General features: G+C 47.5%; 18 protein-coding genes. 2 read left to right on the forward strand and 16 right to left on the reverse strand.

Translation table 11 applies throughout. The annotated features are described in order from the left end of the window. Window positions 1-107: 107 nt before the first annotated feature. The 15 genes from BSCG_RS12755 to BSCG_RS12690 all read right to left on the reverse strand — a co-directional run bounded on the left by BSCG_RS12755 (window position 108) and on the right by BSCG_RS12690 (window position 14612). A complete protein-coding gene (locus BSCG_RS12755) occupies window positions 108-719 on the reverse strand; it encodes a hypothetical protein (RefSeq protein ID WP_004308698.1) in 612 nt (203 codons plus the stop codon). A gap of 82 nt (window positions 720-801) precedes the next feature. Beyond that, window positions 802-978, reverse strand: coding sequence for a hypothetical protein (locus BSCG_RS29410; RefSeq protein WP_004313634.1), 177 nt, complete (start codon window positions 976-978; stop codon window positions 802-804). A 12-nt stretch (window positions 979-990) separates the two neighbouring features. Beyond that, window positions 991-2547 (reverse strand): glucosaminidase domain-containing protein, encoded by a 1557-nt coding sequence (locus BSCG_RS12750; protein WP_004308692.1) that lies wholly within the window; start codon window positions 2545-2547, stop codon window positions 991-993. 11 nt (window positions 2548-2558) lie between these two features. Further along, on the reverse strand, window positions 2559-4808 hold the full coding sequence (locus BSCG_RS12745; RefSeq protein WP_004308690.1) for a zincin-like metallopeptidase domain-containing protein: 2250 nt from the start codon (window positions 4806-4808) through the stop codon (window positions 2559-2561). 19 nt (window positions 4809-4827) lie between these two features. Then, window positions 4828-6612 (reverse strand): hypothetical protein, encoded by a 1785-nt coding sequence (locus BSCG_RS12740; protein WP_004323424.1) that lies wholly within the window; start codon window positions 6610-6612, stop codon window positions 4828-4830. Window positions 6613-6626: 14 nt separating this feature from the next. Then, a complete protein-coding gene (locus BSCG_RS12735; protein ID WP_009017568.1) occupies window positions 6627-6908 on the reverse strand; it encodes a hypothetical protein in 282 nt (93 codons plus the stop codon). A 23-nt stretch (window positions 6909-6931) separates the two neighbouring features. Continuing rightward, entirely contained in the window at window positions 6932-7762 is an 831-nt protein-coding gene (locus BSCG_RS12730; RefSeq protein ID WP_004313633.1) for a M23 family metallopeptidase, read from the reverse strand. 26 nt (window positions 7763-7788) lie between these two features. Then, on the reverse strand, window positions 7789-8433 hold the full coding sequence (locus BSCG_RS12725) for a hypothetical protein (protein ID WP_004308686.1): 645 nt from the start codon (window positions 8431-8433) through the stop codon (window positions 7789-7791). 12 nt (window positions 8434-8445) lie between these two features. Further along, window positions 8446-9132 carry a hypothetical protein gene (locus tag BSCG_RS12720; protein WP_004308685.1) on the reverse strand — a complete coding sequence of 229 codons (687 nt, stop codon included), beginning with the start codon at window positions 9130-9132 and terminating at the stop codon, window positions 8446-8448. A 12-nt stretch (window positions 9133-9144) separates the two neighbouring features. Beyond that, complete coding sequence (locus BSCG_RS12715) at window positions 9145-9840, reverse strand: hypothetical protein (RefSeq protein WP_004308684.1); 696 nt, start codon at window positions 9838-9840, stop codon at window positions 9145-9147. Continuing rightward, a complete protein-coding gene (locus BSCG_RS12710; RefSeq protein WP_004313632.1) occupies window positions 9821-10306 on the reverse strand; it encodes a PH domain-containing protein in 486 nt (161 codons plus the stop codon). The genes BSCG_RS12715 and BSCG_RS12710 overlap by 20 nt, the downstream gene beginning before the upstream one ends. A gap of 12 nt (window positions 10307-10318) precedes the next feature. Next, entirely contained in the window at window positions 10319-12010 is a 1692-nt protein-coding gene (locus BSCG_RS12705; protein WP_008776186.1) for a toprim domain-containing protein, read from the reverse strand. A 4-nt stretch (window positions 12011-12014) separates the two neighbouring features. Continuing rightward, on the reverse strand, window positions 12015-13583 hold the full coding sequence (locus BSCG_RS12700) for a hypothetical protein (protein WP_008659504.1): 1569 nt from the start codon (window positions 13581-13583) through the stop codon (window positions 12015-12017). Window positions 13584-13608: 25 nt separating this feature from the next. Continuing rightward, a complete protein-coding gene (locus BSCG_RS12695) occupies window positions 13609-13833 on the reverse strand; it encodes a hypothetical protein (protein WP_005836766.1) in 225 nt (74 codons plus the stop codon). Window positions 13834-13853: 20 nt separating this feature from the next. After that, entirely contained in the window at window positions 13854-14612 is a 759-nt protein-coding gene (locus BSCG_RS12690; protein ID WP_008776187.1) for a DUF4099 domain-containing protein, read from the reverse strand. A gap of 221 nt (window positions 14613-14833) precedes the next feature. Here BSCG_RS12690 and BSCG_RS12685 point away from each other — a divergent pair, with 221 nt between their 5' ends. Further along, the gene (locus BSCG_RS12685) at window positions 14834-15493 is read left to right on the forward strand and encodes a M23 family metallopeptidase (RefSeq protein ID WP_004323419.1); all 660 of its coding nucleotides are present in this window, start codon (window positions 14834-14836) and stop codon (window positions 15491-15493) included. A 32-nt stretch (window positions 15494-15525) separates the two neighbouring features. On the opposite strand, the gene BSCG_RS12680 is transcribed toward BSCG_RS12685, so the two are convergent. Then, window positions 15526-16362, reverse strand: coding sequence for a phosphoribosyltransferase family protein (locus BSCG_RS12680; RefSeq protein WP_004308677.1), 837 nt, complete (start codon window positions 16360-16362; stop codon window positions 15526-15528). A 305-nt stretch (window positions 16363-16667) separates the two neighbouring features. Between BSCG_RS12680 and BSCG_RS28795 the strand changes: the two genes are divergently transcribed. Then, entirely contained in the window at window positions 16668-16898 is a 231-nt protein-coding gene (locus BSCG_RS28795; protein WP_008776190.1) for a hypothetical protein, read from the forward strand. The last annotated feature ends 174 nt before the right edge of the window (window positions 16899-17072 follow it).

Genomic DNA, 17072 nt, shown 5'->3' on the forward strand with positions numbered 1-17072 from the left:
CTTATGTTGACGTCAACATAAGATCATCATTTCAGCGAAGAGGTCTAATGCTTTATCTTCGCTGTTCGGCCCGTCCGTGTGCTGTTTTTTATATCCGGCCATATCCTTTACTGATTGGAATTAGACGAATCTGCTACATACTGTACAAGTTCTTCCACCTTGCATGAAACATTCAGCTTTCCGTTATATGCCGAAAGGGATATTTCACCTTTGGCATCCACTCGCACGCCCGGCTGTAACCATGCTTCGCGTTCTTTGCCAAAACAGAAAAAACGTACCCATTGGTATTCAAAGCCATCCTCTACTTTCTCCGTACTGAATGCCGAAAACATTGTGTAAGGCTGGTCTTTCTTATCCCTTTTTTCCTCGATATGCTGCCCGACCTTACCTCGAAATACTAATTCGCCCTTGACCGTATCTTTCGCATCTGCCGTAGCTGTACGAATTTCGTTAATAAAAAGATTGAAATAAAGTTTGTCACCACGGTGTTTGAGATACATTGTCCCCGAAACCTCGATGCGGGAACCATTTCGATATTTGGAAACCTCCTTTCCGGCAGTATCTTTGCTGACATCCACCTCAATAGGCATAGTCTTCCCGTCAGTGTCAGGGATCATTACTCGAAGAGGAAAAACCAGGAACGTTTTCCCTTCCTTATTGGTGCGTATCGACGCATCACGTCCGATAACGCCACATACCGTAACATTACATTTTATCATTTCTATTGTCTTTTAATGTGATACATAATCACCCGACAACTGTGTTGCCATGATTTGTTGTTGAACTGCTAAATCATTGCTCTTAATCGGGTGCTCGTATCATTGCCCAGATCAGCCATCCGGCAAGGAACAGTTGAACGCTCACGATAATGAGCGTTGCTACCCAGCCGAAGAGTTGGTAGCAGAGCAGGACATACAAGGCAAGGTAGGACAGTCCGAACAGACATCTGCATAGCTGTATCATCACGCATTTTACCATATCGCCACGCTTCTATCTTTTTAGGTTCTCTGTCTGTCCCTGCTGTTGGGACATCCCTTGTTCAAAATTCTGTGAAGCCGCTTCCGAGAGGATAACCGTATTCAGCATACCGGTTACACGTATCCTTTTGGCTTCTTCTGTGAGAGTATTGTTATTCAGTGTTGCCGACAGACGGCTTAACTCCGCAGTAGTCAACTCACGTGACATGCGCAGTTCTCCATTGTTCACTCGCAGAATAGCCTTTCCATTTTCACTGATTGCCAGTTCGCAGTTTTTCATGCCCGGTAATAATGATTTCAGATTGATGCGTCCACTATCCATTTGTTTGGATATGGCAGTCTTTTGCTCCTCCTCGTTCTTGTTGTCGATTTGTACGGCCAATAGCATAAGGGAACTAAAGGCTGTCATCGCCATCTCTACTATAGGGTCATTGCATCCTGACATTCCCACACCGCTATCCTCTGACGAAAGCAACTTCTTCATCCATCCGTCGGGCGAAAGGTTTTTGCCGGCGGCATTCTCTTCTGTTCCTTTATATCGGGTGAGCAGGCTGTTCCCGTTGTGCAACACTTCCAATTTGATATTACCTTTCTGTGCGATTTCAGTCAGATAAGCCGCAGGGTCGATGTCACGCTTTGTTCCGTCTGCATAGAAGTTTGTCACGCCGAAATGTAGATGTTCGCCCGTTGTACGTGTACCTGTGTTGCCCGATGTGCCGAGCTTCCCACCGGCTTGTACTACATCACCGACCTTTACAGTAACCTCCTTAAGGTGCATATAAGTACATTGTACCTTGCTGCCATCCGTTCTGGTATATTCCACAGTCAGCGATTTTCCACCGGGCGTGTTCTTATTCTGATTCACAGCCACCACCTTCCCGTTGTTCTCAGTAGCCAGTACCGCATCGCCATTGCAACGGATATCAATTCCCTTGTGCATCTGTTGTTTCGTGTTGTCCATCGGATCTTGCCGCATACCGAAAGGCGAGGTAACAAAAAGAAACTCTTCACGCTCTACCGGGAATGAGTACTTCGCACCATACTCTGAATTTTCAGACGTTCGGAGAGGATTATGTTCCGTACCGAACCGCTTACCCTGTGTCTCCATTTCCTGCATCACCAGTTTGTCATACTGCTGTAAGCCATTTTGCTCTATAATCCGTTGCAGACTCTCGGCATATTCTCCGCCTGTGGCATAACCGGCCTGTTCGATATTTTGTGTCCAACCCTTGTAATCGTCGGGCGAAAGTGCAAAACATTGGGCATAGCGGCTGTTTTCTTTTAAAAAACGGGAGTGGTGTTCGTATGAATCACCCACACTGTCATAACTGCAAAACTTCTCATTCGGCTTATCGTCAGTATATATACCATACCTTCCTCCTTCGGCAATCCATGCAGGCGTAGCCTTGATGCCAAAATGATTGTTCTCGTTTTGCGCCAAACGGCTTTGCCCGTTGGAACTTTCCAGTATGCCTTGTGCCAACGTCACGGATGCGGGGATTCCGTACCGGCGCATCTGCTCCATAGCATACTCTGCATATTTCATTGCGTATTGTTGGTTCTTGCTCATTTCCTTACTCCTTATCTATGAAAACCTCTGTGTGTTTCTTGTTCCTCCATGTCACTTATAGCAACCCGTGCCCCGGCACGGACGAGCTTAGACAGATAGTTGTCGAGCTGCTCCGTTGAAAATTCCGTTGAAGCCGTAATGTCCCCTTCCGGATACTCTTTTAGGGTTATGCCCAATATCTTTGCACCCTGTACCGCATCTTCGTTATAGAGCCGATAACCATCTTTCGTGCGAAGCAGTTGCAAGGCATCGGGATGATTCGCTTTAAGTTTGTCCCACAACTGCCGTTCCGGTGAAATACCCTTGTTGTCTGATTCCGTCCGTTCCTGCGCTACCGTTTCTATCGGCCACAACTCTGCTTCTTTCTGTTGTTTCTCTCCGGTGTGTGCCTCCTGCGATTGTCCTTTTTGTAGTACGTCTGCGAATAAGGTAGCTGCCAAATGACGTTTGTAGCTGTCACGCTCTTCCGCTATCCACATCCGCTGCCACTGTTGCGGAGTGACACTTCGGGCAGGCTGTTTCTGCCCATCAATAGTTGCGACGCATTGTATGCCGTCTTGTTTGGTTTTGAAAACCGAAACACGCTGGATACGGTTCAAGTCTATTTCCGGCATTTCGCTGCTGAACAAATCCACCTTCAGGTCAGGTTTGACCTCGGCCAGCGCATAATACTTGTGCGCCAGTTCCATCCGAACCTTACCGATGTTATCCATTGCTTGCTTGAGTGTTGAAAAGAAGCGGTTTATATCTTCTTTATCAGGATAGATGCTATATCCGCTCTTATTTTCGGGTTTGATATAAAGTGCCCATCGTTTCTTATCATCTTGAATCATCTCTACGTGGTCAAATCCGATCTCATTCGCCTGTTTGACCGCTGACGCCACGTCCAGTGTGGAGAGCTTCTCCATTGCCCAATTCTTCAGCCGGGCCAGCATAATTATCTTCTCGGCAAAATAACTGTCATCGGGTCGATAACCTAATGCACCATCCGTATTGTAGAAGCGTACCTGCTCGATTCCATCTTTCTGCAACGCTCGCATGATACGTCCCTTGTTCATTCCCGGTATCTCGTTATCTGCCTCTGTAGAAGCCCCTGCTGGAAGAATTACATCTGCGGTTTTTGCCTGTGGGTCAATAACAAGCACAATTTTTTTCGTTTCTTTATCCGGATGCTGCCGAATCTCGTTCGACACAAAATAATGTTTGGGCATTTGCTCCTGCATGGTTGAAGTGTCTCGCCGGTTGCGCATGGTGGCGTATTCGATTTTCTCGCCCCGTTCCGCTTTATTGATTACTTCGATGGCATTGTTTACGTCACTTTCGAGAGCGTCCATCAAGTTCGGGTTCTCTTTTAGCTCCCGGCACCAGTATTCCACTGTCTTCAGACTTTCTTCAGACAACCGTGCTGGCAACCCCAGTTCCAACATTTTAATCCCTGAAGCCAGTTCCACTACCAACCGTTCCTGTCTGACAGCATCCTCCGAAGGAGCCACACCGTTCTTCATCACCATACCTTCACGCGCTAATCGTTGTTGGTGTCCGGTAGCACTCACGATTTGCCGCAAGGCTTCCTGTATATAGTCGTGATAATGTCTGAACTCTCTTTGTCGCGGCATATAGACCGCATCCTTATCTGTTTCGTAGTGGGGTACACCGCTTCCATCCAAACGAACAGGCACAAGGTTGTCTCGCATCCTCAGTAGGAAGTCGTTGAATTGAATATGCAACCGTCGGTTGTCAGCTTCCGTATATCCTCTTTCCACTGCACTTCCATACCGCCGCAACGTCGTTTCGTATCGCTCCTTATCCACGTAGGGTAGTGTCGTCTGGTCAATGTTGAACAAAGTGCGAATTTCACGGTTATGTACACCTTTATATAATTTTTGTTCCTCTTCATACAGTTTCATGTAGTCATCACGACTGATAACCTGTTCTGGATTATTGCGGTGAACGTACTTGTTCCAATTATAAAACAAAAATGGAACGCCTTGCTCATTCTCACGCACCGAGGCTCCTTGTGCCTTGGCATCGCTGAATAGCGTGAACTGGTTGGTTTTGCATCCATTTTTATCAGAATGCAGCGTCATGAATAGTGCATTGAATGCGCTGACAGAAACACCCTTTGGATAGAAGCGCGGGTATCCCTTTCCTGATGCGTTGAGCCAGTGTCCACCGGCATTCGAGGCTTCACTCAAAGCCGTAGAAAGCAAGGTGATTTGTTTTTCCTCGGCTTTCTTTTCGATTTGCGATTTTTCTTTCATCGTTTATTTGATTATAGGATTATTGAATACCCCGTGGGCGCACGATGGTTTCCAGTTTTCCGTCCTCATAATTCCGTGCGGCAGCCTGGCGAAGCTGGTCGTTCTTGGCAAGGACAGCATTTGCCAGCGTGTTCAAAGGCAATGCCCCGGTACGGTAGGCTTCTGCTACAATCGGTGACAACTGGATGGTACACGGTACTCGGTCTATCGTGGCAATCAACGTACTATCTTGCAATACAGGGTTTACTATACGTGGGTTCAGAGTTTCATTTGTATAGCGTCGGTACTGCACATTGTTCTCATTTGTTACGTTCAGTTTTCCCTCTGTTCGTTCTTTCAAGGCTTCGTGTCCTGCCTTATTCAACAAGTTCATACCTCCCAGGCCTATCAGGAGCATTTTCAGCAACGGGTTACGCACAAACATACCCGCCACAATGCTCGCTATCGGTAACATATTGTCTTCCAAATGCAATGATTCTGTCTTGCCTGTGAATATTCCCAGTAGAACATCAGGGAGCATGGCCATTACATAACCGAGATTGCCTGTGATATTACCTATGCCATCCAGTCCCAGCATACCAAGCAGTCCGCCCCAACCGTTTCCCTGTGCTACTTGCGCACTTTGTATCGTTTGTACATGTTGTTCCGCATCATTGGCAGGAACAACAGTTTCATGCTTCTCTTCTTTCATAATTTCATCCTGTTCTGTCCTGACCATTTTCGCTTTGTCACATTGTTCCAAAGACTGCAAGTAGGCTTCTTCCTGTCCGGGAGCAACAACAATCGGCACATCCTTGTACCGTTCCTCATATTTCTGTTCTTCCTTGCTCTGTACATTCGGCCACAATAAACCGCTATTCTGGTTTTGTGTCCATTCCATGAAGCCAAAGTCCATGACAGGGATTTTCTTTTTCAGTTGCTTGTTGTCTGTACCAATCGCCGTGTTCTCTTTGATTTGTATTTGGGCTGCCTCTTTGCGAAAATCGTCGAATACGTTTCTGTCTCTGCCGAACACTCCTTTACTGATGCACTGTTCTACTGAAAGGGTATCAGGCTTCTTGCCTTCAAAATGATTGGTGATGGCTGCAATAGCCACATCTGCACCGGTAAACTTTGCCAGTGTCGTCCATGAACCAGTACCACCCATCATCAGGGTATCTGCGGCTGTGCCCAACATCCATCCCGTACCTTTTTCCCATCTGTTCGGGCGGTAAGCTGCTTCGCCTCGTGCCTCTATTTCATCGGTCAGCGGTGAACGGCTTAACGTCTGCGATAATCCCAGCAGACTCGATTCGGCAGCCTTTCGGATGATGTAGTCAGCGGAAGACTTGGGCATACGTTCTTTCACCAACCGGTCAATCATCAGTTCCTCTATTCGGTGGTCCATATAGGCATAGGCGAGGTCACAACCGAGCTGTTCTGACAATTCATTGTAACGTGCCCTTCCGATTTCCTGCACGACGGTATCCCGCCACTGCCCGGCCATATACGCAAGGTCTTGCTGCATTTCCTCGGAACCGGTAATCTCCGTCTTGCACATCTCGATATAGTCCTCTGTTGTTTTGGAGTTCCATTCGCCTGTGACCTTGAGTGCTTGATAGGGGTCGCTCATTGGTTGTGCCGAAGATGCCATCATACTGAGAATACCACCTAAAGAGGTGGAATATTCTTTCATTTCCTCTCCCTGATTCCGTATGAGGTCAGTCCGCGTTTTTGACATGATGGGTGCGATATGGCAGTTGAAATAGTCGTTCACGAGGCGTTCCATTTCTGCAAACCGTCCGCTATGCTTGATTCCGTCCATAGTGTATTATATGTTTATCCTATTCTATTCATTAATAATTGCTCTTTTGTCTGCTCGATGGCGTTGTGGTAAATTTCCATCTGTTTGGGATAAAACTCTTCCAGCCATACATCCTTCTCGATGTTGTCGTGAATGAAGCGTATCGCTTGTTCTCGCTCAATCTCCACCGATGCTTCGCCCTCTTCCCGGTTATTGAACCATGCTTTCGTCCACCAGCGCACACCGGCCCGGTCAGGATATACCGTGACTGCTCTCGGTATGTCAAAGCTCTGGATGTCTATGTCTAATTCTGCCAGTGGGTCAATGATACCACTATGGGTCAGGGCTTCGTCGTAGAGTTTTTTTTTACATCATCGCCCATCGTCGATAAGTACACGCCATGCCGTAGGGCAAGGTAATGCAGGAAGTCCGCAATGAGTAGGTTCTGCACCTTACAAGCAAGCGGCATTGCTTTATGTCCCAGTCCGAGTGGGTTGGATATACTTGGCATATTTTCATAGAAATATTCTTTGACTGCTCCCATTGTAAAGACATGGCGGAGTGACTGCTCCGTATGTGGAGGAAGTCGGTATGCACCACGCTGTAAGTCTTCCATGTAGTAGGGCAGGAAACGTAGCATCAATTCCTCTATTTCCTGTCTGTCCTGCTCGTAATCGGTGGTCAGTGCCATCTCCATGTTGGGAGATGTTGCCGCTTCGCCTCCATCAGCATGACACAATGCTTGGATATTCCCATACAGCATGGTTAGAAATTCCAGCGGATTCAGTTCCTCACCCTTGAAGCGTATCCCGATATGCAGCTTGTCACCGCTTAAAGCTACAGTCTGTCCGGCCTTGACACGCTGTCCGAACTGGGCGAAGACATTTGACAAATGCCCATAGGTCACTTCATACTCCCCATAGCGTATAGTTTGGCAGATGCCGAGTATAGGGTCATTGCCTATACCTGACACGATACCGCTGGCGACAGCCGCCAGTGTGTAACACCGTACATCGAAGTCGATGCCATGATGAAAATATGTTTTGCCCGTTGTCGGATCGGTTTGTTCGCCATAGCCGAGCGATAGTTTCACATCCTTGCCCTTCCGTTCTTCAAAAGGCATACAGTATCCACTTTCGGATTGCAGGATCATTTCTTCTGTATATTTCATTATGTGATTATATTTGATTCTTATTCTTATCTTTTCATCCCCCCGCTATTCGTCTGTTCTTCAACGGGAAGAGCGGGTGTCTGTATTCGTTGTATGCTTCTCGTATCAGGTGTGCGGAAAATACCGGCATTGTTACCGATAAGCATCATGCCGAGAAATGCACCGGCAATCTTGCCCAGCCAGCCGAAGCGTCCGAATATAAGAAATGCTGCTGCGACCAGTCCCGCTATACTCAATCCCGACACGTTACCCTGTCCGAGATTACGGAAAAAGTTACCGAACATATCGGAAACTCCGCCATTGGAGACTTGCCGTAGAAAATTCGATACTCCACCCAGTTTTGAGTCTATGCCGGCTACCGTACCGCTGACGGAACCGACTGCTTCTCCGGCTTTGCTTGTCAGTTCTCGCACACCGTCCGCTGCATCTGCAAGGGTATCCGTAGCCGATTTCCCTATGACCGCATCGCTTACGATATGTACCACGCTCTTATCTGTGGTTAGTTTCTCCCAACCCACATAACCGACTGCACCGCCGATGGCTGCGGTCTTGACGGCTTGTCCTGTGCCCCGTAAGGTTTGTGAAGGATGCAGTGCAGCATGTCCCATACTTCTTCCGGTAGCTTTTGCTGCTTTGCCGCCATATTTTAATATTGAATCCCAAATTCCCATATCATTACATTTTTAAGGTCTTACATTCTTTCCAATCTGTCGCCAACGTCGCTTGGCTGCGTCCACGATACTACGTTTATCAGCTTCGGGACGTGCACCCTCGTCGATTTCCCGCCAAATGTCGCCCATTGTCGTGTACTTTACCGCTTTGGTCAGTCGTTGCAGCTTTGTGTTCATAGTTTTGAGCTTTGGACGGATGCCAAAGACAATTTCCATACGCTCTTTTTCCGTCATCTTGTTCTCCGAAAGGCACGCTGTGCGTATATCGTTCACTATTTCCACGCTGTTCATCATCAGTTCCCTATAAATCTTGTTGCGCTGTGTGGATAGGGCTACGGCAAGCGTATTGGCTGGACTTCGCTTCAATTGTTTGGTGAAGTCGCCCATATTGTCTGTCAGCCTCGATACCTCATAATAGAACCCATAAGTTTGCGCCGCATAGCAGACTATTGACCGGAAAGAGTTTAGATAGTTATTAAACTCTCGTTGCAGGTCTGTTGTCGCCTGCACTTCTTCTTTTGTCCAAATATGTCCGGTGGTCTGCATCAGCATGACCTTTTCCTGATTCTTCAGCTCCTTCTCTGCCTTTTCGGTATATACTGCAATCATTCCGGCCAGTACAGGGTCATTCTGCGCTTGTACCTCACCGATACCGGTAAGACACAGCAGTAATATACTTATCCAAATTGTCCATTTCATAACTGATATATTTTATCGGACGAGAGCTGCCGCCCTGTGCCAATGGGACAGAGCCATACGAGCTGCCTCACCGTTGTCACGGTCAAGCATTCCTGCCGTTACGTTGTTCCACACATCATTGAAAGTATAGTACCGTATGCTCAAATAGAGCAGATGTAACTTCCGGCTAAAATCCGATAGTTGGTCGTTCAACGCCCATAGCGTCTTGCTGCGTTCTGCCCCCGTAAGCATGTTTTCGTTGCTACCTTTGGCCACAGCGTCATTCAGCAATGTAAAAACAGAGACAAGTTCCGTTGCTGTTTCTATATAGAGGTTGTTCATGTTCATACTGGCCACAATGCCCTGCGGATTGTTTTGGATGGCCTTGCCTAATTTCCCCAGCGTGAGGAAAATCCGCACACCGTCATTGTAGAGATGCGTACAGGCTTTCAGTGATGAAGCGTAACCGCTTGCTGTCTTGAGGTAACTGTTGTACTGCTTCTCCCACTTGTGGATTTGGTTGAACTCGGTAGCGATGCTGTTTTGGAGCAAGGCTGTTTGTGTCTGTCCCTTTATTTGTTTTTCAATCTGCCCGTTTATCAGTTCGTTACCTTCGGCCAATGCAGTCCATTCCAACGGATTGGAAGCCGCAATTTGGGCTTCTGCCACCTGTGGAAGCAGGCATACCAGCGAGGCAACCAGCCCCAGACTAATGATTCGTGATTTCATATATTCCCTTTTTTCGTTTGTTAGTTTCTACCCGTTCACGGATAATTGACACGAGGTCGTCCCTATGGAAGATACCGATCAGGTCAAGACGGGGCGTGTTTCTGTCCATTGAAAGGATACGTACGGTTTTCAGCCCACAAAATTGTTGCAGCAGGCTTTGGTGCTCTTGAAAATCCACGATACGATATAGCTCCATATAATCCACTTTGCGACGGATAATACCGTATTCACTGACAAGTTGTTCCGTGCCGATGCAATAACGGATTCGCCGCAGGTAGAGATAACGGTAGAGTAACAGTAACGAGAGTATCAAGGCAATTACTGTGGCAATAGCTGTCAATGGCAGCCCTTCCATGCCTCCGTACACCCATACAGTGCCGCACAGCACGAGAGTGGGCAGCTCGTTGATGACAAATTGCCCGGTATGTGGATGGATGACAATGGTTTTGTGACAAGTTCTCTGCATAGGTTTTATGGATTATCGGTGAAAACGGGAATGAAAGTCTTCTCTCATTCCGGAAAGAGAATTGGTTATATCCACTTCCAACCGGGCAAGTTCTTCCCGTATCTTGTACATTTCCTGAAAACCCTTATCTGACATTCCCTGGTCATTGGTTTCAAAGGAGAATATTACTCTGTCCGCACGTTCAAGACGCTTTCGCACAGCCTCATGGTCTGCTTCGTCGTATAATCCGTTTCGGATATGTTCCGGATTGACTTCGGGCAAATCGGACAAGGCATGATTCAGCGTGGCTTTACCGCTGATCTCCCAATCGTCAAGGTTGTCCTTCTCTGGTTTTATCCGTTTGCCGAGTAGCTGGTCGTTCCAATCCTTATAACCCTCTGCGGCAGATTCATACAAGATGCATCCTGTAGCTTCCGGACCGGAAATGGAAGCATCAATCGCTTTTTCGATGGCTTCCAGATTGCTTCTCATTTTCTCTAATTCTTCCTCACTGGCAGAACCTTCGTCACGAGCCATGTCGTACTCATCCATACAAACCATTCTCATTTCCTGTAGATAGCCGTCACCAATTCCCATGTCGTCACGCTCCCCATTCTTCAAATTTTGTTTTGCATCATTTATACCCAGAATGGCTGTAATCTTTTCAAAATTGAATGGTTCAAGTTCTATTTCATACTGTGAATAGTCTTCGCTGTTGTTCTGTACAATCAGTCTGCCGGTTTGTGACAGACAGGTGGAGAAGTTCCAGCCTGCATGAGTGAGAGCAAAGTGGATAGCATAGACTTGTCCGGCACGGTCATGATCGAAGCAAAGATGATGTGAGGCATGGGGAGTTGCTTTTATCGCTCCTATGAATTGCTGCTGGCTCGGTGCCCCTCCGGTAGAGATGAATACCGCCTTTCGCAGATCCTTGTTCTGTGCCTGATGAAGTTGGTAATATGCCATCGCATCATAAGCACTTTCGAACCAATAGATATGTTTGGCGGAGGTGAGAGAAGTGCGGGCAGGGCTGGCAATCCACAGTCCCTCGCTTGAATTGCTCCCTGCGGCTTTGCCTTTGTAGCTGCCGCTCCCGTCCATACGGGCACGTCCTCGTTCTTCAAGTCCCACAATCGCTCCGTCGCCTTTGGGCAGGGTTAGTGGAAAGGACAGGTTCGTGTAGGTCGCACCGTCCTCCCGATGTTTCGTAGCCAGATAAAAATGCCGATGGAAGGCATATTGTGTATAAAGGTCGATACCTCGGCTTTTAAAATAAGGATAAAATTTTTTCTGCGTTTCCCGATTCTGCGGATTGAACTTATGAATGTCGTAATCCGCTATGTCAAATGGCTTTACATCTCGTTTAGGGTTCACTATTCGGGTTTTCCGTTCAGTGACAGGAATGTTCAGTAATCTGTTACAGACAAGATTCACCAGTCTGTCCGGAGACATACCCGCATGGTACTCCGTGAAAAAGTGCGGATGCTCCTTGATGAAGGAAATGATGTTATAAACTTTCTGTTGTTGTGCGTGGAAACAGCATTTTCCTTGTTGTGTCACAATAAATTTGTCACCACGGATACGTCTGCCGTCGCTGTCCAAACGAACATACGAGGGATAGCGCAGACCGTCACGACGGTTCAGGTGATACCCTGCGTCAATCAATACGTCCTGGATGTTTAGTCGTTGCAGAAAGTCATCGTATGTAAGGTCTCCGTCTCTCATAGGTTTACCTCCCTCTTCTCATTTCATTAATATCTTGATTCATCTGTGCCTCGAAATTACGGATGGCCACATCTCTCGGTGTATCTACACCGGGCTTGAAGTATGGATGTGGCGGTCCGCTGAAACGTTCGCCATAGAACTCCGGAGAGTGGTGGTGATGGAAGCCATGTGCGACTTCCGATGCCACCACAGCACCGGCGGTAAGGGCAGCGAATATCTTCACGCCAAGCCCCTTGTTCGCTTCAGGACGTGTCTTCATATCCACCTCGTTGAAAATCTTCGAAAAAAGTTTCATCCGGTGGTAATCATCCACAGCAAGAAACTTGTCGTAGTCTTTCTGGCTGATTTCGTGGCTGATGACCTGTCCGTCAATAACAGCGGACATCTTGTATTTACCCTCCGTCTGTGCCGGTTGCACGGCAATGTCACTGACCTCTACTTCCCGGCCATGTTTCTCCTCACGATACCAGCCTTTGCTTTCGTTGAGTAGTTGCAGGTCACGACCGTCCACGGCTGCACCGATACTGCCCTGTATGTATTCCTGCCGCATCGGAGTTTCTTGCTGCATGAATAATTCTTGTTCCTGCCGCTGCCGTTCTTCCAGTTCATGCCGCACTTCGGGATGCAGGCCGATACTGATGCGTTGTTCGCTGTTGAGCTGTTCCATCGTTACTTTATCGGCAAAGTCCGCTCCGATAATGCCGTTCAGCAGATCCAACCGTTTCTCTACAGGTTGTTCCTCGATGGATGCGGTAGCCAGTTTTTTCACTTCTTCTTCCGTCAGGTCATAGACCATATCGGCATTGACACTTTCCGATTGTACGGTCAGTGTCCTCCGTTCCATATCCACGATAAGACCGTGCGAAGTAAGGCACTCCGACCATTTCTCGTTGGAAAAATAGACTGGTGAAGCAATCAACTCCTTGTATGCTTGTGCCGGTTCCTTGCTGCGCGGACGGCTGACAAGCGGTGTAATGACCTCCTGCAAGTTCTTCAATACATCTTGCTGTACAATGGGTTGCTCCTGTTGACCGCCTTTGTAGTAAAAGCCGTAGCCACCCGATTGCAGTTCGCCGGGCTTCATGCGCCCGTCTGGGCGTTCGGGTACGATGGATGGCCCCGGAAAGAAAAGCTGCCCACCAACTCTGCGTAGGTGGAAACCCCACTGTTCGCGTGGTGTCCAACCAAGGAATGGAGGGGGCATACCCAGTCGCCCCATGTGTCCGTACTCACCGATACCGATGCGGTAGCCATGTAGCCCCATCGCCACGCGACCGTTGGCATTGCGGGCATGGACGAAATTTTTCGGCATATAGAAGTCTTTTCCTATGATACTCGTGAGTATGTTGTAGGCTTTCTTGTTGGCCGTATTCGTTCCCCAGTCCGTCAGAGCCAACATCTGTCGTTCTGTTATAGGATAGACCAATAACGGTGAATCATGCCCTTGCACAATCAGCCGGTAGCCGCCTCCGTCAAATGCGACATGGGCTTGCAGTCCGTTACGCATCAGCAGATTGCGCATTTCGGGTTGCAAGTCCATCTGCCGAGGATTAGTGTTTGTTCGTATCGTCATAGTCTGATGTTATGATGGTTACTTGTTATGCGTTGCCGTATTTCATAGCCGCTTCCAATTGTTCGTCTTTGAAACGGACAAACCCGGCGGCAGAATCTTCGCAGACCGTGAGTCCTTTTTCCTCACAGTAATGGGCGTACTCCTCCTGCCACTCGGCAGAAAAATGGTTGATGTAATCGAGCCAGCCGTATTCGCCGCTCTGCATCTTCTCGACGAGAATCTCTTCGGGATAATATTTCTGTTGTGCCATACGCTTATATTAAATAGGTTTTATTTGTGAATACCTGCCGCTCGGTTACGCTCACCGCTTTTCTTCTGTTCGTTCCACAGTTCTTCGGTGTATTCCTCCTCTGGAACGTAGTCGAGATTGCCGTCATCATTCATCACCCAGCAACCGTAGCAACCGAAGGTGTACTTATCCCATTCACGCTTGGGTTGCTCTTTCCATTTCTGCGCGTCACCTGCGCAGAAACGGATGCCTGTCTTGTTGTGAAGGTCGATGCCTACCGTGACAGGTTCGCCATCCACTGCCACCGTCAGAGGCTCACCATGCTGCATTCCGTTTACTTCTACTGTACCTAAGTGCATTACCTCTGCCAGCACTTTCAGGTTACGGGCGATGATGGGTGTCGGAACATACATCACCTGTTTTGTCTCCTCGTCGATTTGCACGAAAGCTTTACTGCGTCGTCCGTCCGCCATAGCCACGTCTGCAATGATGGATTTGCCGTCAAGCAACTGTTTTTGCTGCTCCTCGTTGTAGCATTCCAGTGGTGACGACTTCAGTGTGGGATAAAAAACCACATCCACCTCGCCGCTATCCATACGGATAAAGGCAAACCGACTGCGACTCTCGATTACTTCGCCATTCTCGTTAGTGACACGCATGGGCAGTACCGGCGAGTAGCCGCCTTTCCCGATTTCTTTCAGGATACACAGGGGCAAATCTTCAATCATTTCTTGGGTAAGCCCAAAGCGGGCCAATGTCGGATAAGGCAGTTCGTTGAACTCAAATTGTTCTTTTTTCATATTCTGAACGATGTTATAAAATTATACTCAGCAAATATAGAGCGATTTCTTATCTGATGACTAAAACATTTCTTTATAAGTGATTATAAAGTGGTATTTTTAATGTTTTGAATATGATTTTTCGCAAATAATCATATTCAAAATTGATTAAATAGTTATATTTGGAGAGAAAACAGTCGGCAATGGACAGACCATAAGAATAGCGTGCTAACTTTGCTGCCATGAGAAAGATTTTATTATTGATGATGACGGGTGTCTCATTATGTATCACGCCAGCCAAAGCACAATTCAATACCGTTGCCGTTACCCCAACACGCTACAAGATGGAGGTATTGGATATGGGGTTAGACCAAGCGGAACCGGCATCCGAAAGCGAGATTTCCGTACAGGAAGTTTCAACAGGTATCCCGGTATCCGCAGATATGGATAAGAAAAAGTGGATGGATCGTTACTTGAGTGTAAGTTACCCGTTACGTTATATCAAGGTCACTTCGCCTTATGGCTACCGTAAGGACCCGTTTACGGGAAAGAGTAAATTTCATGGCGGACTGGACTTGCGCGCACGTGGCGACAAGGTGATGGCCATGATGGAGGGTGTGGTCGTGAAGGTCGGACAGGACAAGACTTCCGGCAAGTATGTAACCTTGCGGCATGGTAGGTACACCGTCAGTTATTGTCATCTCTCTAAAATTCTTATCGTCAAAGGGGCAATAGTTCATCCTCGTGATGTGGTTGGCATTACCGGCTCCACAGGACGCAGCACCGGCGAACACCTGCATATCACCTGCAAACTCAATGGCAGGAGTATCAGCCCCTCGCTTATACTCGATTATATCCAATCCATCCGGCAGGAGTGTATATCAGCATTGGCAGGTTTGTAAAAGAGAAGTGAAAAGGGCTGAAAACGTTCCGGTTACTTTGTCATCCGTTCAATAATATGAGCAATATGGTTGCCCCAGACGTGTATTTGTACAAGGAGCATCGAAGGCATGGAGAGCGTCTTGCCATAGAAGATAGCCGCCACTACTTTGCCACCGCACCGTTCTATCTCTTCCTTGTAATCCACCACGCTTTGCCCGGTTGTCAGCACATCATCTATGATGATAATCTCTTTCCCTTTGATTTTTCCGGTAATGAGGTAGTTTCGTTCGAGGATACGCTTCTCTCCACCTTTGGCCTCATGCAGGCTTTCTCGTGCATCGCAAATATCAACGTCGTACAGTCCTGAAGTTAAATCCTGTCGGTGCTTTCCGATGTACCAGTCGAGCCGTTTGAACCGTTGACCGTATTTTATCCAGTTGCTACACGGCATGAACATTATATGGTAAGGTCTCTTTTTCAGTTGCAAGGCATTCATACACGTTTTAAAGAACTCGATTCCGTGTATATCTCCTTGTTTGAACTGGTAGATGGAATGGCAGAAAGCCCTCTGTTCATCATTGAGCAGCGCATTGTATCGTGACGGATAGTAATATCCGTAAAAGGAGATTCGGATGCCTCGTAACTTGAACGGCTTATGGGGAGAATGGCCATCAAACCTTTCGGGATGCAAGAGACAGAACATACGGCAGGCTTCCCGATGACCGGCCATTACCGCCAGACGGCAGTAACGTTCACGTTCCTCGCTCTTTTCGGTCAACCGTGCGGCGGCGAATGCCGCTTCTCCTGCTTTTCGTCGCCAGTAGCCGATAATATACCACAATGCCCCAATTGTGAAAAGCAGGAGTATGAACAATAGTCTTGCATTCATCGTATTTTTATTTGAATGAAGCGGCCCGTTTCAATCCGGTTATTTACAACATTACGGTGTATTTCGACATAATCGGATATGGGGGTTATGGCTTCATTACTTATATCAAATTCGTTTTCACTCACTTGCAAAGTTAGCAAAATCGTGGCACTAATCTAAAATAGCACCGATAATTTATAAGCCATATCACTTTTATATCATAAAGTCTTACCCATACAATTTCCTCTTTTAATTGTACATGCTCAACTTTTATAGAAGATGTTCGCCCTGACCGGTACACGGCAAATGGCATACAAGTCTGCTATATGCTGTGTACCAGTCTTTGGGATAAAGCAAGGACGATGGCACATTTGCCACAAGTGTCAATCAAGCCAACCTGTTGTCCTTGCAGCGACCTCTGCTATCTGTTCTTTTGTAACCGGCAATGCCGTCTGTTTGTTTTTATAGCTTCGCCCCACACCATCAGCGGAGCGTCACAGGACTTGTCCGCAAGAGACATTCACTCACCTTATGGCAGCAGAGCTGCTATGGGGTGAGTGAAAGACTCTTTACGGAAGCCAAACATGAAAAGACCGTACACCTCGGTCACAAACTGCCAAGGCTTACGCTTCGCCAGATTTGAGACTAAGTTGTACGGTCACTTCATCGGGAAGTTTGGACCGGCAAGCCACAGACGCTCCACTGCCCACCCATTCCTTTTATAAATCTTG

The organism is Bacteroides sp. 2_2_4 (assembly GCF_000157055.1).
GTDB classification, from domain to species: Bacteria; Bacteroidota; Bacteroidia; order Bacteroidales; family Bacteroidaceae; genus Bacteroides; species Bacteroides ovatus.